General features: G+C 62.6%; 18 protein-coding genes and 1 other RNA gene. 11 read left to right on the top strand and 8 right to left on the bottom strand.

Going from position 1 to position 19,058, the window contains the following annotated elements:
• Positions 1 to 292 precede the first annotated feature (292 nt).
• Positions 293 to 391, bottom strand: an RNA gene (ffs, locus tag JMY24_RS05680) — signal recognition particle sRNA small type.
• 427 nt (positions 392 to 818) lie between these two features.
• Here ffs and trxA point away from each other — a divergent pair.
• The 8 genes from trxA (at position 819) to JMY24_RS05640 (ending at position 9,750) form a co-directional block, all read left to right on the top strand.
• A complete protein-coding gene (gene trxA / locus JMY24_RS05675) occupies positions 819 to 1,145 on the top strand; it encodes a thioredoxin TrxA (RefSeq protein WP_006048864.1) in 327 nt (108 codons plus the stop codon).
• Positions 1,146 to 1,381: 236 nt separating this feature from the next.
• Complete coding sequence (gene rho, locus JMY24_RS05670; protein WP_006048863.1) at positions 1,382 to 2,650, top strand: transcription termination factor Rho; 1,269 nt, start codon at positions 1,382 to 1,384, stop codon at positions 2,648 to 2,650.
• Between the two features lie 190 nt (positions 2,651 to 2,840).
• The gene (locus JMY24_RS05665) at positions 2,841 to 3,440 is read left to right on the top strand and encodes a MerR family transcriptional regulator (RefSeq protein ID WP_128594953.1); all 600 of its coding nucleotides are present in this window, start codon (positions 2,841 to 2,843) and stop codon (positions 3,438 to 3,440) included.
• Positions 3,437 to 4,993 carry an MFS transporter gene (locus JMY24_RS05660; RefSeq protein WP_128594952.1) on the top strand — a complete coding sequence of 519 codons (1,557 nt, stop codon included), beginning with the start codon at positions 3,437 to 3,439 and terminating at the stop codon, positions 4,991 to 4,993. Before JMY24_RS05665 ends, JMY24_RS05660 begins: the two co-directional genes overlap by 4 nt.
• Positions 4,994 to 5,008: 15 nt before the next feature.
• Positions 5,009 to 5,845: a M90 family metallopeptidase gene (locus JMY24_RS05655; protein WP_128594951.1), complete on the top strand. Its 837-nt coding sequence runs from the start codon at positions 5,009 to 5,011 to the stop codon at positions 5,843 to 5,845.
• A gap of 168 nt (positions 5,846 to 6,013) precedes the next feature.
• On the top strand, positions 6,014 to 6,280 hold the full coding sequence (locus JMY24_RS05650) for a type B 50S ribosomal protein L31 (protein ID WP_102634036.1): 267 nt from the start codon (positions 6,014 to 6,016) through the stop codon (positions 6,278 to 6,280).
• A 330-nt stretch (positions 6,281 to 6,610) separates the two neighbouring features.
• A complete protein-coding gene (locus JMY24_RS05645) occupies positions 6,611 to 8,368 on the top strand; it encodes an ArnT family glycosyltransferase (protein WP_128594950.1) in 1,758 nt (585 codons plus the stop codon).
• Between the two features lie 2 nt (positions 8,369 to 8,370).
• Complete coding sequence (locus tag JMY24_RS05640) at positions 8,371 to 9,750, top strand: MATE family efflux transporter (protein WP_128594949.1); 1,380 nt, start codon at positions 8,371 to 8,373, stop codon at positions 9,748 to 9,750.
• 214 nt (positions 9,751 to 9,964) lie between these two features.
• Here the strand turns inward: JMY24_RS05640 and JMY24_RS05635 are convergent, their stop codons facing one another.
• Both JMY24_RS05635 and JMY24_RS05630 read right to left on the bottom strand, forming a co-directional pair.
• Positions 9,965 to 10,402, bottom strand: coding sequence for a carboxymuconolactone decarboxylase family protein (locus tag JMY24_RS05635; RefSeq protein WP_128594948.1), 438 nt, complete (start codon positions 10,400 to 10,402; stop codon positions 9,965 to 9,967).
• Positions 10,354 to 10,854, bottom strand: coding sequence for a MerR family transcriptional regulator (locus JMY24_RS05630; protein ID WP_128586631.1), 501 nt, complete (start codon positions 10,852 to 10,854; stop codon positions 10,354 to 10,356). The genes JMY24_RS05635 and JMY24_RS05630 overlap by 49 nt, the downstream gene beginning before the upstream one ends.
• A 293-nt stretch (positions 10,855 to 11,147) precedes the next feature.
• On the opposite strand from JMY24_RS05630, the gene JMY24_RS05625 reads away from it, so the two are divergent.
• Together JMY24_RS05625 and JMY24_RS05620 are read left to right on the top strand one after the other, a co-directional pair.
• Positions 11,148 to 11,768, top strand: coding sequence for a ComEA family DNA-binding protein (locus tag JMY24_RS05625; RefSeq protein WP_201701491.1), 621 nt, complete (start codon positions 11,148 to 11,150; stop codon positions 11,766 to 11,768).
• A gap of 103 nt (positions 11,769 to 11,871) precedes the next feature.
• A complete protein-coding gene (locus JMY24_RS05620) occupies positions 11,872 to 12,408 on the top strand; it encodes a YidB family protein (RefSeq protein WP_413231220.1) in 537 nt (178 codons plus the stop codon).
• A 207-nt stretch (positions 12,409 to 12,615) separates the two neighbouring features.
• Here JMY24_RS05620 and clpB read toward each other — a convergent pair whose 3' ends face one another.
• Positions 12,616 to 15,213: an ATP-dependent chaperone ClpB gene (gene clpB / locus JMY24_RS05615; RefSeq protein WP_128586629.1), complete on the bottom strand. Its 2,598-nt coding sequence runs from the start codon at positions 15,211 to 15,213 to the stop codon at positions 12,616 to 12,618.
• Between the two features lie 162 nt (positions 15,214 to 15,375).
• Entirely contained in the window at positions 15,376 to 15,885 is a 510-nt protein-coding gene (locus JMY24_RS05610; RefSeq protein WP_128586628.1) for an Rrf2 family transcriptional regulator, read from the bottom strand.
• A 298-nt stretch (positions 15,886 to 16,183) separates the two neighbouring features.
• Here JMY24_RS05610 and JMY24_RS05605 point away from each other — a divergent pair, with 298 nt between their 5' ends.
• Entirely contained in the window at positions 16,184 to 16,726 is a 543-nt protein-coding gene (locus JMY24_RS05605) for a group III truncated hemoglobin (protein WP_128594946.1), read from the top strand.
• Positions 16,727 to 16,841: 115 nt separating this feature from the next.
• On the opposite strand, the gene moaE is transcribed toward JMY24_RS05605, so the two are convergent.
• The 3 genes from moaE to JMY24_RS05590 are packed head-to-tail and all read right to left on the bottom strand — an operon-like array spanning position 16,842 to position 18,970.
• Positions 16,842 to 17,318, bottom strand: a complete 477-nt coding sequence (gene moaE / locus JMY24_RS05600) for a molybdopterin synthase catalytic subunit MoaE (RefSeq protein WP_128594945.1) — start codon at positions 17,316 to 17,318, stop codon at positions 16,842 to 16,844.
• 17 nt (positions 17,319 to 17,335) lie between these two features.
• Positions 17,336 to 17,593, bottom strand: coding sequence for a molybdopterin converting factor subunit 1 (gene moaD / locus JMY24_RS05595; protein ID WP_128586625.1), 258 nt, complete (start codon positions 17,591 to 17,593; stop codon positions 17,336 to 17,338).
• 24 nt (positions 17,594 to 17,617) lie between these two features.
• Positions 17,618 to 18,970: a molybdopterin molybdotransferase MoeA gene (locus tag JMY24_RS05590; protein ID WP_201701490.1), complete on the bottom strand. Its 1,353-nt coding sequence runs from the start codon at positions 18,968 to 18,970 to the stop codon at positions 17,618 to 17,620.
• Between the last annotated feature and the right edge of the window lie 88 nt (positions 18,971 to 19,058).

Here is a 19,058-nt window from a genome sequence, read left to right as displayed (position 1 = left end):
ATCAGTAACAATGCCGTGCAAAACCGATTCGCGAGCCGACGCAAACGCGCGTGGCTGCACAATTGAACTGCGCGATTGAAAGCGGCTAATGGCACGATAGAAAAAAATATTGGCGACAGCGCCGAGCGTCGTCGCAGATCGTATGCGCAACGCACAGGGCCGTGCGGCAGAAGGCTTGGAGCGCATGAGCACACGCGCGGTGCGAAGAACAGCACAGAGGCGACCGGCATCTGAAACAGACGCGATCCGAACAAGCGCAAGGGGAAGAAAACAGAACGAACAGAAAGAGGAAGGTGACGAGCCTGACCCTCGGCACTGGTGGAAAACGGCTGTGGCTGCTTCGTTCCCGACCTGACCAGGTTGACCATCCCTCCATGCGAGGAGGCCCGTCACGAAACATTCTATCACCGCCTGGCTCTTCGCGCGACTGTTAATACGGCCAAAGTGCAAAGCGCGAGCCAAATCGCCGCCGTTCGCGCCTAGCCGCACGGATCGCGCCGCTCACTTGAGTTTGCTCGCCGCACCTCCACATAGGCTACGTCGTAGTGATGAAACACGGTGGCACTTCATCGGCAGCCGTCGGCCCCACTGCCCCTGATGGGTACTATCGCCCCCGGCAACGCATAGCGAATTAAGCTAAACTGCCGTACGGATGACCCGCAAGCGCGAGCCTTCCGCCCATGCCGAATCGTCCTCGACTTTTCGCGCGCAGGTGGTGAGGTTCGCAGTGCGGTTAAGCGAACGGAAGTTTCCCTAGGTTTTGACGTATCGTGGCGAGCAATTCAGGCGGGCCTCGAACCGATAGAGGTATTCATACAATGAGCGAACAAATCAAGCATATTAGCGACGCATCGTTCGAACAGGACGTCGTGAAATCCGATAAACCCGTGCTGCTCGACTTCTGGGCTGAATGGTGCGGTCCGTGCAAGATGATCGCGCCGATCCTCGACGAAGTCGCAAAGGATTACGCCGATCGCCTGCAAATCGCGAAGATCAACGTCGACGAACATCAGTCGACGCCGGTCAAGTTCGGCGTGCGCGGTATCCCCACGCTGATCCTGTTCAAGAACGGCGCCGTTGCAGCACAGAAGGTCGGCGCATTGTCGAAGTCGCAACTCACCGCGTTCCTCGACGGCAACCTGTAAAACGGTCACGCGGGCGCGCCGCGAGGTCCACCGGACCAGCGCGCGCCTCGTCCGCCCTGTTGTGGGACGACAACGTTTCCCACAAGAAACATGCCGTAGCGCCCCACTGGCGGAAACTGGCGTGTGCTATGCTAGAATCCGCAAAACGTCGAAAAGACGTGTAAGTCCTTGAGCGGTTCCGCTCACTTCTCCTCCCAGATTCCATTTCGTCGCACCTTCTCCTGCGGGTTCTCCGTATGCATTTATCCGAGCTTAAGACTCTGCACGTGTCCGAATTGATCGAGATGGCCAATGGCCTCGAGATCGAAAGTGCGAACCGCCTGCGCAAGCAGGAATTGATGTTCGCCATTCTAAAAAAACGAGCCAAAACGGGCGACACGATCTTCGGCGACGGCACGCTTGAAGTGCTGCCGGACGGCTTCGGCTTCCTGCGTTCGCCGGAAACCTCCTATCTCGCCAGCACGGATGACATTTACATCAGCCCGTCGCAAATCCGCCGCTTCAACCTGCATACGGGCGACACGATCGAAGGTGAAGTGCGTACGCCGAAAGACGGCGAACGCTATTTCGCGCTGGTAAAGGTCGACAAGGTCAACGGCCAGCCGCCGGAAGCCTCGAAGCACAAGATCATGTTCGAAAACCTGACGCCGCTGCACCCGAATAAGGTGCTGCTGCTCGAACGTGAAATGCGCGGTGAGGAAAACGTCACCGGCCGCATCATCGACATGATCGCGCCGATCGGCAAAGGCCAGCGCGGCTTGCTGGTTGCGTCGCCGAAGTCCGGCAAGACCGTGATGCTTCAGCACATCGCGCACGCCATCAAGCAGAACCATCCTGACGTCGTACTGTTCGTGCTGCTAATCGACGAGCGTCCGGAAGAAGTGACGGAAATGCAGCGTTCGGTGGCCGGCGAAGTGATCGCCTCCACGTTCGACGAACCCGCCGCGCGTCACGTGCAGGTCGCCGAAATGGTGATCGAAAAAGCCAAGCGCCTCGTCGAAATGAAGAACGACGTGGTCATTCTGCTCGACTCGATCACGCGTCTTGCGCGCGCGTACAACACCGTCGTGCCGGCTTCGGGCAAGGTGCTGACGGGCGGTGTGGATGCCAACGCATTGCAACGCCCGAAGCGCTTCTTCGGTGCGGCGCGCAATATCGAGGAAGGCGGCTCGCTGACCATCATCGGCACGGCGCTGATCGAAACCGGCAGCCGCATGGACGACGTGATTTACGAAGAGTTCAAGGGCACCGGCAACATGGAAGTGCACCTGGAGCGCCGTCTTGCAGAAAAGCGCGTGTACCCGTCGATCAATCTGAACAAGTCCGGCACGCGCCGCGAAGAACTGCTGATCAAGCCCGAAGTGCTGCAAAAAATCTGGGTCTTGCGCAAGTTCATTCACGACATGGACGAAGTCGAGTCGATGGAATTCCTGCTCGACAAAATTCGCCAGACGAAGAGCAACTCCGAGTTCTTCGACATGATGCGCCGTGGCGGCGGCAGCTAAAAGCTGCGCCTGCAAGCCGCGTGAAAAAACCGCTCGTCATCGACGAGCGGTTTTTTTTCGCCCAGCGGATCTGCAACGGTGCGAAGGTATCACCTTCTATGTCACGGATCGTAAGCCGCAGGTGCCAACCTATACGTGAACGTACACGTTGTAGTAAAATCCGGCGAAGCTCTTCTGTCCGCCCATGCTCATGTCGAACGACTCACCTGCCCTGCTTACCGTTCGCGACGCTGCAGAGCGCCTCGGCGTCACGCCTCGCACGTTGAAATACTACGAGGAGCGCGGGCTTGTATCGCCCGCTCGCAGCGAAGGCCGCTACCGGCTCTACGACGACGAGGATCTGCAGCGGTTCGGGCGCATTCTGCGTTTGCGTTCGTTGGGTTTCTCGCTGCACGGCATCACCGAAATGCTCAAACGGCCGCTCGAACCGGTCGCGGGCGGACATCGCTTCTCAACCGAATCGCTGCAGCAGATTCACGACGCGATCGCGGGACAGGTGGACGCACTCGACGCACGCATTCAAGCCATGCGCCGGGAGCTCAAGGAAGCGCAGAAGCTGCGCGACGAATTGAGCCCCGACCTGGATTATCTGAAGCGCCGTCTAGCGGGCGAGAACGCGGACGCCCTGCTCGAACAGCGCCGCAACGCGCTGGCGAAAGGCGCGAAAGCCGCCAAAGCCCGTAAAGACCTTGAAGCCCCTAAAGCCGTCAAACGTCAGGAAGCCGGCACGACACCCGCTGCGAAGCGTGTGAAAAAACCACGCGCCTCTACTGCGCGCGAGCGCTCGTGAGCACAGCGTGGCCTCGCGCCCGGTGGCCAGGCGCGGAGAAGCTGCGTGGCGATTTCTTCCCCTGGGTGCTGGCGGTCGTCACGGGTCTCGACTATTTCGACAACTCGATCTTTTCGTTTTTCGCGAGCTATATCGCGGGCGGCGTGAACGCGTCACCGGACGAACTCGTGTGGGCTTCGAGCGCCTACGCGTTTGCGGCGGTGCTGGGCATTCTGCAGCAGGAATGGTGGGTCGAGCGCTTCGGCTACCGGCGCTATGTAGCCGGCTGCATGCTCTTCTACGCCGCGGGCGCCGTAGCCGCCGCGCTGTGCGAATCGTCAGTTGAACTCGCGTTCGCGCGCGGCTTTCAGGGCTACTTCATCGGCCCGATGATGGGCACCTGCCGCATTCTGATCCAGATGAGCTTCACACCCAAGGAACGCCCCGCCGCAACCCGGGCATTCCTGATCCTGATCGTCCTGAGCAGTGCGCTCGCGTCGCTGATCGGCGCCCAGCTAGTTTCGGATTTCGGCTGGCGCGCACTCTTCGCCTGCACCGCGCCAGTCGGCATGCTGTTCGCGGTTCTCGCCGTGCTGGCACTGCCCGACGCGGGCAACCGTCTGCCCGAGGAGCGCGGCTCTGCGCACTTCTGGCCGTACATCGTGTTTGCCTTTGCGCAAGGTGCACTGCAAATCGTCATGCAGCAGGTGCGTTTCCAGTTGTTCAGCGCGTCGCCCGGTCTGATTCTGCTCACGCTCGCCGGCATCGTCGCGCTCGGCTGCTTTGCGTATCACCAATGGCATCACCCCGCGCCGCTCATGCGCCTGCACGCGTTGCGCGAGAGGGTGTTCCAGGTCGGTCTCGTGCTGTACATGTTCTATTACTATCTGTCGACTGCGTTCAGCTATCTGCTTTCGCGTTTCCTCGAGAGCGGTCTCGGCTACCCGATCGAGAACACCGGGCAACTCGTCGGCGTCACGTCGCTGATTTCCGCGAGCGCGCTCTTCATCTATCTGCGCTTCGCAAAACTTCTGACGCGCAAGAAGCGGATCATCGTGCCGGGTTTCGCGATCGCCGCGCTCACGGCCGCGTGGATGACCCGCATGTCGCCGTCCGTCGGGGAAGCGGCGCTGGTGGGACCGCTCCTGTTGCGCGGCCTGCTGTTGCTGTTCATCGTGCTGCCGGTCGCGAATCTGACCTTCAGAATCTTCGCGATAGAGGAATTCGCGCACGGTTACCGGTTGAAGAATATCGTGCGGCAACTGACGATCTCCTTCGCCACAGCTTCGGTGATCATCGTTGAGCAGCATCGGCAGGCGTTGCATCAGGCGCGACTCGCGGAGTTCGTGAATCCGTACAATCCATTGTTTCAGGACTCGCTTGCCGGGCTCACGCGCGCGCTATCCGCCGCCGGACACTCGTCTTCGGACGCGCATTCGCTTGCGGTCGTGGAGATCAGCCAGGCGGTGGCGCGGCAGGCCAGTTTTCTGACCTCGCTCGACGGCTTCTACTTCCTGATCGGCATCGCGATTTGCGGCGGGATTTTCGCCGCGTGGCAAAAACAGATCGACTAACGGTTTCATCGGCCCATGCTTTCGAAACTCACTCAATGGCTCGGCGCCCGCCGGCGCGAGCGCGCGCTGCGCAACTACGCAATTGGCGATGACCTGTGGCAGGCGACGCTCGATGGCCTGCCGTTTCTCGCGCACCTGGATGCACCGGATCTCGCGCGCCTGCGCGAGATGAGCAGCCTTTTCATCGCGCAAAAGGAGTTCTCGACCGCGCACGAACTGGAGTTGACCGATGCGATGACTGTCGCCATTGCGGCCCAGGCGTGCTTGCCAGTGCTGAATCTGAGCCTGGATCTGTATCGCGGATGGGTCGGCGTGATCGTGTATCCGGGCGAATTCGTGATCCGCAAGACCGTCGAGGACGAAGACGGCGTCGTTCACGAGGTCGAGCACGACGCGAGCGGCGAAGCGTGGGAAGGCGGCCCCGTCGTGCTGTCGTGGGAAGACGCGCAGATGACGGACGGCGCGGACGCGTACAACGTGGTGATCCACGAATTCGCGCACAAGATCGACATGCTCAACGGCGAGGCGGACGGCCATCCGCCGCTCGTGCGCCGCTGGCACGCGCCACTCGACTCGCAAGCCTGGGCGGACGTGTTCGACGCCGCCTACGATCAGTTCTGCGCCCGCGTCGACGCGGTGCCGCAGCGCCGCTGGACGCGCTTCGAGCGCGAATCGCTGATCGATCCATACGCCGCGGATCATCCGTCGGAATTTTTCGCGGTGTGCAGCGAGGCGCTGTTCGTCAAGCCACAAGCGTTCGAAGCGGAGTATCCGGAGCTATATCGGCTTCTCGCCCGATATTATCGTCAGGACCCGGCGCGAGTCGGCCTGACGTTCGCGCCCCCGCAATAAGCGAAATGCGGGCAAAACGCCGGCAAAAACCTGACAGAATTCGTCAAGCGACTGATTTTCTGGCATAATCGCCGTTTTTCGACCATAGGCAAGTGGCTCGCGCCTAGATGCAGTCCGCGCATGAGCGGCCGCACGCGGGTTGGCTACCGCCAGATTAAAGGAAAGATCATGAAAGAAGGCATTCACCCGAATTACCGCGAAGTCCTGTTCATCGACATGTCGAACGACTTCAAGTTTGTGACGCGCTCGACCATCCAGACGCGTGAAACCGCCGAATTCAACGGCAAGACCTACCCGCTCGCCAAGATTGAAGTGTCGTCGGAATCGCATCCGTTCTACACCGGCCAGCAAAAGATCATGGACACGGCAGGCCGCGTCGAGAAGTTCAACAAGAAGTTCGGTTCGCGCGCTACCGGCAAGGCAGCAGCGAAGTAATACCCGCCGCTTTGGCTTGCTGGGCAGAATCAGGCCGATTCGGCTACTTTCGTCCGGCAGCGAAGCAGCAAAAAGAAGGGCAGCGCGAGCTGCCCTTTTTTGTCGCCTGCGCGCAACTGGAAAGCCGGCGCCACCGTGGCGAGAGTTCGAGCCGCCGCACACGTCGGACCGACGGCTCGGTGTAGCAGCATGCTCAATGCCGTTGCAGGCCATTACCGACCGTGACGCGCATAGTGGCTCCCGACTACAATGCCGGATGCTCCAATAAGGCCGTGCCAGCCGGACCCGCAGTCCAGTGGCGGCTTTCGCTTATTAAATATCCCAAACCGCATGAGACCTGTCGTTCGCCTCACTGCTTCCGCGACCAGTGCGCTCCCGCGCTGGCTGCTGTTGACCATCTGTATCGTCTACGCGTCGTTCGGCCTGTTCGGCCGCGATCCGTGGAAGAACGAGGACGCAGCCGGCTTCGGCGTGATGTGGACCATGGCGAACGGCAGCGCGCACGACTGGCTCCTGCCGAATCTGGTCGGCAAGTACCTGACTGAAGACGGCCCGCTTGGCTACTGGCTCGGCGCCAGTGCCATCCGCGTGTTCGCGCCGTGGGTCGATGCAAGCAATGCGTCCCGTGTCGTTACCGGCCTGCTGTTTTGCGTGGGCTGCGCGTTCGTCTGGTATGCCGCCTACCTGCTCGGCCGACGCGCCGAAGTCCAGCCGTTCAAGTACGCGTTCGGCGGCGAGCCGGAACCTCGCGACTACGGTCGCACGCTCGCCGACGGCGCCCTGCTGATCCTGCTCGCCTGCTTCGGCCTCGCCGAGCGCGGCCACGAAACCACGCCACAGTTGGTGCAGTTCGTGTGTATCGCGATGCTCGTCTACGGGCTCGTGCGAATGATCGACAAGCCGATTCAGGGCGCGTCGATCTGGGGCCTGGCGATGGGCTTCGTCACGCTCGCAAGCAGCCCCGTGCTGGTCGGCGCGCTTCTGCTGGGCACGCTCGCCATGACGCTGATCGTCCGCGAGACGCGCTCGCGCTGGCTGCTGCTTGCGGGTCTGCCGATCGCGCTGGCGCTCTCGGTCGCGTGGCCGATCGCCGCGCTCTCGGCTTTTCCCGTCGACGCTGTCTGGTATCTGAACCAGTGGGTACACGTCAGCCTGAGTTCGTTCGCGGGCCCACCCGGCTCGGTCGCGGCTTACGCGCTGAAAAACCTGCCGCTCTTCACGTGGCCCGCATGGCCGCTCGCGCTATGGGCGTGGTTCAGCTGGTCGGGTCTGCGCCGCGCGCCGCACGTCGCGATTCCGCTTTCGGTGATCGGGCCGCTGCTGGTGCTCGTCATCTTGCAGAGCCATCAGTCGAACCGGCTTTATATGTTGCTGCTGCCCGCGCTCGCCGTGCTGGCCACCTTCGCGCTGCCCACGCTCAAACGCGGTGCCATTAACGCAATCGACTGGTTCGCATTGCTCAGTTTCACGATTCTCGGCAGCTTCGTCTGGCTCGTGTACGTGGCCGGGTTGACCGGCTTCCCGCATCCGCTCGCGCGTAACCTTGCGCGTCTCGCCCCGGGCTTCGCGCCGCAGTTCAAAATACTTTCGTTCGTCTGCGCGGTCGCTGTGACCGTTTGCTGGTTCGTGCTCGTGCAATGGCGTCTCGCGCGCCATCCGAAGGTGCTGTGGCGCAGCGTCGTGCTCTCGAGCGCCGGCACGACGCTCATGTGGGTGCTGCTGATGACCTTGTGGCTGCCGGTCGTCAACTACAGCCGGACTTACAAGGACGTCGCCGAACAGATCGCGAGTCACTTGCCTGACGACTACACCTGCATATCGCCGGTGCGCCTCGGCAATGCGCAAATTGCGACCTTCGCGTATTTCGGCGACATGCACTTCTCGTTCAATCAGGATTGCGACGTCATTCTGCGCCAGGACACGCAGGACTTCGGCGAGCCGAGCGCGATGTCCGACTTCATGTGGAAACTGGTCTGGGAAGGCCGCCGCGTGGCCGACCGCGACGAACGCTTCCGTTTGTATGTGCGCATCGACCGTCCGAAGCCGCCGGTCGTCAAACGGCGCAACTGGCATAAGAAGCCTGGCTGAACATGCTCGCCGACGTACGGAAAATCGCTGGGCTCGCGTGGCCCGTGCTGATCGGTCAACTGGCCATCATCGCTTTCGGCGTAATCGACACGGCCATGGTCGGGCGTTACTCGGCTGTCGATCTCGCCGCGCTGGGCCTCGGCTCGTCGATTTACATCTCCGTCTACATCGGCTTGACCGGCATTCTCACCGCGCTGCAACCGATCACCGCGCAACTGTACGGCGCGCGCCGCTATCACGAGATCGGCGAGGAAGTCCGGCAATCGCTGTGGCTCGCGCTGGCGCTTACTGTCATCGGCTTTCTGATCCTGTTCTTCCCCGGCCATCTGTTGCATCTCGCGCGGGTGCCCGATGCGCTGCACGAGCGCACGGTGTCGTATCTGCGAATACTTGCATTTGGCCTGCCTGCCGGCCTCGTGTTTCGCGTCTACGGTTCGATCAGCAATGCAGTGGGCAAGCCGCGACTCGTGATGATTTTGCAGATCGGCGCGCTGTTGCTAAAGGTGCCGCTCAATACGTGGTTCATTTTCGGCGGCCTCGGCGTGCCGGCGCTCGGCGGCCCCGGCTGCGCGCTTGCCAGCACCTTGATCAACTGGGGGCTCGCGCTCGTCGGCATGTTGCTGCTTACCCGTGTCGACGTCTTCACGCCCTTCGCGATCTTCAAGCGCTTCTGCTGGCCCGTCTGGCGGCGCCAGGCCGCGCAGCTGCGGCTAGGCATTCCGATGGGACTGTCGTATCTGATCGAAGTCACGTCGTACACCTTCATGGCGCTCTTCATCGCGCGCTTCGGCACGACGACGCTCGCCGGGCACCAGATCGCCGGCAACATCGGCGCGGTGTTGTATATGACGCCGCTGTCGATCGGCATCGCTTCGTCGACGCTGGTCGCTCAGGCGCTCGGCGCACACCGCCCCGAGGCCGCACGCACATTGTCGCGCCACGGAATCATGATGGCGGTCGCCCTCGCCTGCTGTTACGGCGCAGTGCTGCTCGTGCTGCGACCATACGTGATCGAAGGCTATACGCCGAACGCGCAAGTCGTGGCGGCGGCGATGCCGCTCGTGCTGATCGTCGTCTGCTATCACCTGTTCGACGCGTTGCAGATCACCACCGCGTTCGTGTTGCGCGCCTACAAGGTCGCCGTCGTGCCGACCGTGATCTACGCTGTCGCGCTCTGGGGCGTGGGTCTCGGTGGCGGATATCTGCTCGGCTTCAATGTGACCGGCGCGATCCCGCCCTGGCTGACGGGGGCGCGCGGCTTCTGGGTCGCGAATACGGCGAGTCTTGCGATTGCGGGCATCGGCTTGCTGCTTTACTGGCGCGTGGTCAGCAAGCGGCATGTGCGCGCGGGCGCGGCAATGCGATCCGAAGCGGCTGATTGAAGGCTACGTTGGCGGCATTGCGCAATGGCGCCGGTTGGATGCCATCGGTTGGATGCAAGACTTAGACGCCACCGCTTAACACCACCACTTGGCATCACCGCTTCGCATCACCGCTTGTCCCTAAAAACCGCAGACAGCCCACGCACGTGGCTCGTGTCTGCGCGAACCGCGTGCTCTAGCGGCGTGCGTCGCTTCCCCGGCACGTTCCGCATGCTCAACCCGCATGCGTCACGTCCTCCGCCTGTTCCGGCCGCGCCTTCTGCAACGCCTGATCGTGGCGATCAAAAACCTCGCGCGCGGCGAACAACGCGTTCAATGCCGCCGGGAACCCTGCATACAACGCCATCTGCATGAACACCTCGACGATCTCCTCGCGCGTGCAGCCGACGTTCAGCGCCGCTTCGATATGCACCTTGAGCTGCGGTTGCGCGCAGCCGAGCGTCGCGAGCGAAGCGATGGTGGCAATCTCCCGCGCGCGCAGATCGAGTTGCGGACGGCTGTAGATATCGCCGAAACCGAATTCGATCAGCAGACGCGCGAAGTCAGGCGCAATCGGTGCAAGCGCGGCGATCACCTGCTCGCCGGCAGAACCGTCGATTTCCCTCAGTTTGTTCCAGCCTTGCGTGTAGCGGTCGTTTTGCGCGTAGTCCATGGTGAGTCCTTTTCCGAGTGTGAGAACGATGACGTGTCGTCGATCCGTCGTGACTGACTCTCCGCTGCGGACATCTGGCCGGCTGCTTCGCCTTCGTAATACGCGATCTTGTCGACGATCGCGCCAAGGTTGGCCTGCAAGTCGGCGATCCGCGCCAGAACCGCATCGCGATGCGCCACCAGCAGGTCGCGGCGCGCACCGATCGTCTGCTGACCCTCGGCACGCAGCGCCGCGAAGGCCTGCATGCCGGCGATCGGCATGCCGGTGGCTTTGAGGCGCATCAAAAATCGCAGCCAGTCGAGGTCGGCCGGCGAATACAGGCGATGTCCCGCCTGCGTGCGGCCAACCGCGCGAATCAGCCCGGCCTGCTCGTAATAGCGCAGCGTATGCGTGGAGACGCCGATGGTGTCGGCGACTTGCCCGATGGTGAGTGCGTTCGACGTTTTCGACATGACAGGACTCAGGTTAGGACTTCGAGTGCACTCTAAGTCAAGTGCGCCGCGCTGTCATTCTCACGCGACCTCGCGGCTCAGACGATGCGAGCAATCCGGCTCACAACCGCCTTCTTACCGGGCAAAAGGTTTAAAGATTGTTCATGGCGATTTACTTGCCATTGATCGGTCGGTATAAATCGTCGGCGGTCGCCAATAAGAGCGCGCGTTTGTCCTATGCTTAAGCGCAGCGCCTGCTGACACTTCGCGTCGTCCGTTCCCGGCTAACTTTTGCCCTCAATGGAGTGCTTGCCATGCTGAAAAAGCTTGTGATGCTGTGCGTTGCCTTGGCGTTGTCGCTGTCGGCGGGATTCGCGGCCGCAGTCGAAGTGAATTCCGCCGATCAGACCGCACTCGAATCGGTCAAGGGCATTGGGCCCGCGCATGCTAAGGCAATCATCGAAGAACGCACGAAGAACGGGCCGTTCAAGGACGCCGACGATCTGGCCACGCGCGTCAAAGGCATTGGCAACAAGTCGGTCGTAAATCTGGAAGCGGCGGGCTTGACCATCAACGGCTCGTCTTCGCCGCCAACGGGCGCGAAGCCCGCGGCGAAGTCCACGGCCACGAAGACCGCGCCTGCGGCCAACACCCCGGCCAACACCACAGCAACCACCACGGCGACCACAACCGCAACCCCGGCCGCGCCTGCCGACGCTTCAGGCACGAAAGCTTCGAAGTCGTCGAAGAAAAAGGCCAAGGCCGCAGCCTCGGACGCGACAGCGGCATCCGCGCCGGCGGCCACTGCCACAGCACCGGCAGCACCCGCCGCGGCAGCCAGCGCGCCTGCCGACGCGTCCGGCGCGAAGGCCTCGAAGAAGAAAGCGAAGAAGAGCAAGGCCGCGTCGGCAGCCGCGGCTTCGGGCGGCGCATAGCGAACCTGCGCGCAGAAATCGGATCAGAGACTGACTAAATCAGCAAGGTAGAGCGCCAGCAGCGAAGTTCCGGTGCAATCCACGCGATCCGCGTGGGACGAGCATGCCGCACCTGCCTGCAGCGCGCCTACCTTCCCCCGACGCCGCGCAGCCGCGCGGCGCGTCACCCGCCGACCCGTCATCGACGTGTCGGCATTCAAGAGAGACCGTCATGAGCCTACTCGACACCCTCGGTTCCCTGGTTGGCAAATCGCCCGAAGGCGGCGGCCAGCAAGCGCTGATCGCAGCCGCACTCGAATTCGTCAATAGCCAGCCGGGCGGCCTGAACGGCCTGATCCAGCGCTTTCAGGAGAAGGGCCTCGGCGACGTCGTATCGTCGTGGGTCAGCAACGGCGAGAACCAGCCGATTGCGGCCGATGCTTTGCATAGCGTGCTCGGCTCCGAAGCCGTCACCGGGCTCGCCGCCAAAGCCGGCGTGCAACCGGATCAGGTCACCGGCCTGCTCTCGCAGATCCTGCCTCACGTGGTCAACGCCGCAACGCCGGACGGCGAAGTGCCGGCCGAAGGCAAGCTGAATGCGACAACCGTGCTTGGCGCGCTCGGCGGCCTGTCCGCGCTGTTCGGCAAGGGCACTGCGTAAGCGGGCTGTGCGACGCAAGCGGCACCTCGCCTGTTCATTGAGCGGGCAAAAAAAAGCGGCAACGAAGGTGACTTCGTTGCCGCTTTGTCATGTGTGGAGCTACCGCGCGAGGCGGCCTGGAGTAGCGGGCGTCCATTCACATCAATGCGTGGATCGGCGCGCCGCCTCGACGCGCCGCGCCAACACACGGCATCAACACAACATGAATTAATGCACCACTCGCTCGAACACCAGGTTGCCGTCTTCCAGCTCGACCGGAATGACGTCCTTCGGACCGAACTTGCCGGCCAGAATCAGCTTGGCGACCGGGTTCTCGATCTCCTGCTGGATTGCGCGCTTCAATGGCCGCGCGCCGAACAGCGGATCGTAGCCGACCTTGCCGACGTGCTCCAGCGCCTCGTCCGACACCACCAGTTGCATGTCGAGCTTGGCAAGCCGCTCGTGCAGACGCTGCAGCTGGATTCGCGCGATGGACTGCACGTTCGAGCGATCGAGCGCATGGAACACCACGACGTCGTCGATACGGTTCAGGAACTCGGGGCGGAAGTGCAGCTTCACCTCTTCCCACACGGCGTCCTTCACCGCTTCCTGCGGTTCGCCGACCATGGCCTGAATGACCTGCGAACCGAGGTTCGACGTCATCACGATCACCGTGTTCTTGAAGTCCACGGTACGGCCCTGGCCATCGGTCATGCGGCCGTCGTCGAGCACTTGCAGCAGCACGTTGAACACGTCCGGATGCGCCTTCTCGATTTCGTCGAGCAGAATCACGCTATACGGCTTGCGACGCACGGCTTCCGTCAGATAACCGCCCTCTTCGTAGCCCACATATCCGGGCGGCGCGCCGATCAAACGCGCGACGCTGTGCTTCTCCATGAATTCGCTCATGTCGATGCGGATCAGGTGATCTTCCGAATCGAACAGGAACGCCGCCAGCGCCTTGCACAACTCGGTCTTACCTACACCCGTCGGCCCGAGGAACAGGAACGAACCGTACGGACGGTTCGGATCCGACAGACCCGCTCGCGAGCGGCGGATCGCATCGGCCACCGCGCTGATCGCCTCGTCCTGGCCGATTACGCGCTCATGCAGCCTGTCTTCGATCTGCAGCAGCTTTTCGCGCTCGCCTTGCATCATTCGCGAAACCGGAATACCGGTGGAGCGCGACACGACTTCCGCGATTTCCTCCGCGCCGACCTGCGTGCGCAACAGACGCGGACGCGTCGGATTGTTCTGCTCCTTCGCTTCGGCCTGCGTGACTTCCTTTAGCTGCGCCTCGAGACCGGGCAGCTTGCCGTATTGCAATTCCGCGACCTTTTCGAGCTTGCCTTCACGCTGCAAGCGCGTGATTTCCGCGCGCGTCTTGTCGATCTCTTCCTTCAGTTGCGCGCTGCCCTGCACCGCCGCCTTTTCCGCGGTCCAGATTTCTTCGAGGTCCGAATATTCGCGATCGAGCCGCTCGATTTCTTCTTCAATCAATTGCAGACGCTTTTGCGACGCTTCGTCCTTCTCCTTCTTGACGGCTTCGCGTTCGATCTTCAACTGGATCAAACGACGGTCGAGCCGGTCCATCTCTTCGGGCTTCGAGTCGATTTCCATCTTGATCTTGGACGCCGCTTCGTCGATCAGGTCGATTGCCTTGTCCGGCAGGAAACGATCGGTGATGTAGCGATGCGACAGTTCAGCCGCCGCGACAATGGCCGGGTCGGTGATGTCCACGCCATGGTGCAGCTCGTACTTCTCCTGCAAGCCGCGCAAAATCGCGATCGTGGCTTCGACTGTCGGCTCGTCGACGAGCACCTTCTGGAAGCGGCGTTCGAGCGCAGCATCCTTTTCGATGTACTTGCGATATTCGTCGAGCGTAGTCGCGCCGACGCAATGCAGCTCGCCGCGCGAGAGCGCCGGCTTCAGCATGTTGCCCGCGTCCATCGCGCCTTCGGCCTTGCCCGCGCCCACCATCGTATGAATTTCGTCGATAAAGACGATGGTCTGCCCTTCGTCTTTCGCGATGTCGTTCAGCACCGCCTTCAGGCGCTCTTCGAATTCGCCGCGATATTTCGCGCCGGCCAACAACGCAGCCATGTCGAGCGAGAGCACGCGCTTGCCCTTGAGCGTTTCCGGCACTTCGCCGTTGACGATCCGCTGCGCGAGCCCTTCGACGATCGCCGTCTTGCCCACGCCCGGCTCGCCGATCAGCACCGGATTGTTCTTGGTGCGGCGTTGCAGGATCTGAATGGAACGGCGGATTTCGTCGTCACGGCCGATCACCGGGTCGAGCTTGCCGGCTCGCGCGCGCTCGGTCAGGTCGACGGTGTACTTTTTCAGCGCCTCGCGCTGGCTTTCGGCGTCCTGGCTATGCACTTGCGAGCCGCCGCGCACAGCGGCAATCGCGCTTTCGAGCGACTTGCGCGACAAGCCATGCTGGCGCGCGAGGCGGCCGGCTTCGCCTTTGTCGTCCGCGATCGCGAGCAGGAACATTTCGCTTGCGATGAACGTGTCGTTGAGCTTTTGCGCTTCCTTGTCGGCCTGATTCAGAAGACCCGTGAGTTCGCGGCCGATCTGCACGTTGCCGTCCGTGCCTTGCACCTGCGGCAGACGCGTGATGGCGTCGTCGAGCGCGGTTTGCAGCGCCTGAACATGCACGCCGGCGCGCGAAAGCAGTGAACGCGCGGACCCGTCCTGCTGGGCGACGAGCGCCGCGAGGACGTGAACGGGTTCGATGTATTGATTGTCATGGCCGACCGCGAGACTCTGCGCGTCCGCCAGCGCTTCCTGGAATTTAGTGGTGAGTTTGTCGATTCTCATGCGAGACCTCCAATTTCGATTACCACCAAAATGAGGCGTTTTATTCAGGTTTCAAGCGCTTTTTTAACGTCGCGACCGAGTTTTGAACATCTCCCGCGAAGAAAATGCGCGGCCGTGCGTCACAGCCGCGCTTAGGTCGCGTCCGGTCGCGCCCGGTCGCGCTCAGGCGATCGGCACCGACTTGTCGCTCGCCGCCGTGACAGGCGCCATCGGCATGACCGGAATGACGGTGCGTATGCCGAGCAGCGCCGCCAGCGGACCTTGGGGACCCGCAACCTCGTCGATCGTATGGCGATCGAGTTCCGCGAGAAAAGCGTGACGCGCCGCCTCGAGCGCGCCGCGCAACCGGCACTGGGGCGTAATGACGCAAGCGCGGCGTTCGCCGTTCTGATCCGGCAGGCAGGCAACCAGCGCGAAGTCGCTTTCCGTTGCGCGCACGACCTCGCCGACAGTGAGGGCGCGGGTCCGTCCGGCAAGCCGCAACCCGCCGTTGCGGCCGCGCACGGTTTCCACCCAGCCGAGTTCGCTCAGCTGCTGCACCACTTTCATCAGGTGATTCTTGGAGATACCGTACGCCTGCGATATGTCCTGAATGGTCGATAAACCCTCGCCCCGAACGGCGAGGTATAAGAGGACGCGCAGCGAGTAGTCGGTGTAGTCGGTCAGTCTCATGGGTGCAGTATCACAATGAGCGCAAGCCGCGATCCGTGGGATAACCGCGTCGATGCAAGGGTTGCCGGAGGCCGCAGCTTCGCCATAAGATGCACATGGCACATATTTATTATGCTGCTTGAGTAAAAGCCGGGCGTTCGACGCCCATGGTAACGTTTCCCGCCGCGCCCATTCACAGGAAAAGCGCGCTTTTTTCAGTCCACTTCTGTGGAACTCGCTTTATTTGCGGCGGTTCGTGCCCGTGCGTGGCGCGCTGTGGCAAGCGACGAACCGATCGTCGCATACTTCCGGAACTTGCATGAAGCCTTCTTTTCCCGCCGCGCCGGTTGTCGAGCGCGCCGCCGAGCCTGATGAAGCCAATATTCGCGAGCTTGTGTACGGTTTTTACGATCGCGTACGTGCGGATCCGCTGCTCGGGCCGGTTTTCGATGCGACGCTAGCTGGCCGCTGGGACGATCATCTGCCGAAAATGTGCACGTTCTGGGCGAGTCTCGTGCTGGGCGCGAAGCAGTACCGCGGCAATGTGCAGCAGGCTCATCAGCCGCTCGAAGGGATCGAGCCGCAGCATTTCAGCCGCTGGCTGTATCTGTTCCTCGACACTGTCGAGTCGCGTTATGAGCCGGCCGCCGCGGTCCGCTTCATGGAACCGGCGCTGCGCATCGCGCAAAGTTTGCAATTGAGCCGCTTCGGTTGGGACTACAAGATTCCGGTTGAACAGCAGGCGTTGCTCGAACGAGTGGCGCCAAAGCGCACGCCCTGCGACGATGAGCCGCAGCTTCCCGCGCGACCGGCTGGGGAGCCGTTTCCGACGCGCATTATCGGGCGGTCACGCGACGAGTGACGACGACGGCGCGGCGCGAGCTGCGCGCTCGTCACGCTCGTCACGCTTGTCCCGCCCGTCAGGTAGTCACCCTCGTCACGCCACACGCCACTCGCGCGACTAGCGCGGCAAACGCCTACTCCAAAGATCCGTTCCCGGATTCGATGCCCCATCGCGCGAGCGCGGCATCGTCGGTCACGCGGGCGTCGACCCACCGCTCGCCCGCGTCGGTCTTCTCCTTCTTCCAGAACGGCGCCTGCGTTTTCAGATAGTCCATCACGAATTCACACGACGCGAACGCATTCCCGCGATGCGCGGCCGTGGTCGCCACGAGCACGATCTGGTCGAGCGGATAAAGTTTGCCCACGCGATGCACGATCAGCACTTCGATACCCGGCCAGCGCTGACGTGCGCTTTCCACAATTGCTTCGAGCGACTTCTCGGTCATGCCCGGATAGTGCTCGAGTTCCATTGCCTCGACCATGCTGCCCTCGTTCAGATCGCGCACGGTGCCGACGAAGCACGCCACGGCGCCTATCTTCGGATTGCGCGCGCGCAGCGCGGCGACCTCGGCGCTGAGGTCGAAATCTTCGGTCTGGACACGTACGGGCATGGCGGGCTCCTTGCGGTTCAACCGCCTGTCACGGGCGGGAAAAACGCGACCTCGCAACCGTCGCTGATTCGCGTGCCGGCGTTCGTCATCACGTGATTGCAGGCCATGCGCAGCGCGCGGCCTTCGGCGAGCGTGTCGGCCCAGATGCCGCCGCGCACGCGCAGCCAGGCGCGCACGTCGCCGACGGTTGCGACGCCCTCGGGCACGTCAACCGTTTCGTCGGCCAGATCGAGTGCTTCACGCACGCTCGCAAAATATCGCAGTTGAATCTTCATTGGATGCCGCCGGCGTCGCCGGCCTCAATTCAGCAATTCGGAAAAGGGAATGAAGCGCACGGTTTCGCCGGCGCTGATCGCATGATTGGGCGGATTGTCGATCAGACCGTCGCCCCATACCGTCGACGTCAGCACGGCCGAGCTCTGGTTCGGAAACAGATCGAGCCCGCCGGCGCTGTTGATGCGCGCACGCAGGAATTCGTTGCGGCGATCCGCCTTGCCCTGGGTGAAGTCCGCGCGCAACGACAGCGCGCGTGGCACGACGGCTTGCACGCCCGCCAGCCGCAAGATGAACGGACGCACGAACAACAGAAAGGTCACGAAGCTCGACACAGGGTTGCCCGGCAGACCAATGAAAAACGTTTCGGCCGACGATGGCAAAGACGCTGCAGCGGTTGCATCCGTTGCAGCGGAAGCGTCGTTGGCGTTGGCGTTGGCGTTGGCGTTGGCGTTGGCGCTGGCCTCGGCGTTGCCCTCAGCCCCGCCCGCGCCGCGGCGCACGGCGCCGAACGCGAGCGGCTTGCCTGGTTTCATCGCGATCTGCCACATCGCGAGGCGCCCTTCCGCCTCGACGGCCGGCTTCACGTGATCTTCCTCGCCGACGGACACGCCGCCGCACGTCAGGATGAGATCGTGCGCGTGTGCGGCTTCACGCAGCATGTCGCGCGTCGCATCGAGCCGGTCGGCGACGATGCCAAAGTCGCTCACCTCGCAGCCGAGCTTCTCGAGCAGTCCGCGCAGTGTGAATCGATTCGAGTTGTAAATCGCGCCGGGCTTCAGCGGCTCGCCGGGCATAGTCAACTCGTCGCCGGTGAAGAAAACGGCAACCCGTACGCGGCGCCGCACTTCCAGTTCGGCGCAACCGACCGACGCGGCAAGCCCCAACGCCTGCGGCGTGAGCCGCGTGCCGGCCGGCAGGATGACCGAGCCGCTGTGAATGTCGGCGCCTTGCGCGGTGATCCATTCGCCTGGTCGGGGGCTGTGCAAAATCGTGACCTCATCACCGTCGGCTTCCGTTTGCTCCTGCATCACGATGGCGTCGGCACCCTGCGGCACGGTCGCGCCGGTGAAAATGCGGGCTGCCGTGCCGGGCTTCAGCGGCTCGGGCGCATGGCCGGCCGGAATGCGTTGCGACACCGGCAGACGGCGGTTGCCGTGCGTCGTCACGTCGGCCGCGCGAATCGCGTAGCCATCCATTGAACTGGTGTTCATCGGCGGCACGTCGAGCGGCGAGACCACATCGGCCGCGAGCACGCGGCCTGATGCTTCGAGCGTCGGAATGAATTCGCTGCCGATGACCGGGCTCGCAGCGCTGAGCAGGGTCGCCAATGCGTCGGCGGTGGCGAGCATCGGAGCGCGGGGCGTGGGTGTGGACATCTGGGGTTCGAAGCCGCAGGTTAAAAGAACATTGTAGCGGCCGAAGGCTGAGCCTTGTCGGGCCCGCGCTTACTGAAGGGTTTTGCGG

It is taken from the genome of Paraburkholderia kirstenboschensis (assembly GCF_904848585.1).
Lineage (GTDB): Bacteria > Pseudomonadota > Gammaproteobacteria > Burkholderiales > Burkholderiaceae > Paraburkholderia > Paraburkholderia kirstenboschensis.
Note: the sequence above shows the minus strand (reverse complement) of the source record. Positions and strands in the feature narration are given on the sequence as shown.

What these genes read in the sequence shown, in the direction of transcription:
- clpB (WP_128586629.1), bottom strand. Translation starts at nt 15,213, where the DNA reads ATGAGAATCGACAAACTCACCACTAAATTCCAGGAAGCGCTGGCGGAC.
- JMY24_RS05620 (WP_413231220.1), top strand. Translation starts at nt 11,872, where the DNA reads ATGCCGCACCTGCCTGCAGCGCGCCTACCTTCCCCCGACGCCGCGCAG.
- JMY24_RS05605 (WP_128594946.1), top strand. Translation starts at nt 16,184, where the DNA reads ATGAAGCCTTCTTTTCCCGCCGCGCCGGTTGTCGAGCGCGCCGCCGAG.
- moaE (WP_128594945.1), bottom strand. Translation starts at nt 17,318, where the DNA reads ATGCCCGTACGTGTCCAGACCGAAGATTTCGACCTCAGCGCCGAGGTC.
- JMY24_RS05635 (WP_128594948.1), bottom strand. Translation starts at nt 10,402, where the DNA reads ATGGACTACGCGCAAAACGACCGCTACACGCAAGGCTGGAACAAACTG.
- trxA (WP_006048864.1), top strand. Translation starts at nt 819, where the DNA reads ATGAGCGAACAAATCAAGCATATTAGCGACGCATCGTTCGAACAGGAC.
- JMY24_RS05650 (WP_102634036.1), top strand. Translation starts at nt 6,014, where the DNA reads ATGAAAGAAGGCATTCACCCGAATTACCGCGAAGTCCTGTTCATCGAC.
- moaD (WP_128586625.1), bottom strand. Translation starts at nt 17,593, where the DNA reads ATGAAGATTCAACTGCGATATTTTGCGAGCGTGCGTGAAGCACTCGAT.
- JMY24_RS05640 (WP_128594949.1), top strand. Translation starts at nt 8,371, where the DNA reads ATGCTCGCCGACGTACGGAAAATCGCTGGGCTCGCGTGGCCCGTGCTG.
- JMY24_RS05625 (WP_201701491.1), top strand. Translation starts at nt 11,148, where the DNA reads ATGCTGAAAAAGCTTGTGATGCTGTGCGTTGCCTTGGCGTTGTCGCTG.
- JMY24_RS05590 (WP_201701490.1), bottom strand. Translation starts at nt 18,970, where the DNA reads ATGTCCACACCCACGCCCCGCGCTCCGATGCTCGCCACCGCCGACGCA.
- JMY24_RS05665 (WP_128594953.1), top strand. Translation starts at nt 2,841, where the DNA reads ATGTCGAACGACTCACCTGCCCTGCTTACCGTTCGCGACGCTGCAGAG.
- JMY24_RS05630 (WP_128586631.1), bottom strand. Translation starts at nt 10,854, where the DNA reads ATGTCGAAAACGTCGAACGCACTCACCATCGGGCAAGTCGCCGACACC.
- JMY24_RS05610 (WP_128586628.1), bottom strand. Translation starts at nt 15,885, where the DNA reads ATGAGACTGACCGACTACACCGACTACTCGCTGCGCGTCCTCTTATAC.
- rho (WP_006048863.1), top strand. Translation starts at nt 1,382, where the DNA reads ATGCATTTATCCGAGCTTAAGACTCTGCACGTGTCCGAATTGATCGAG.
- JMY24_RS05645 (WP_128594950.1), top strand. Translation starts at nt 6,611, where the DNA reads ATGAGACCTGTCGTTCGCCTCACTGCTTCCGCGACCAGTGCGCTCCCG.
- JMY24_RS05655 (WP_128594951.1), top strand. Translation starts at nt 5,009, where the DNA reads ATGCTTTCGAAACTCACTCAATGGCTCGGCGCCCGCCGGCGCGAGCGC.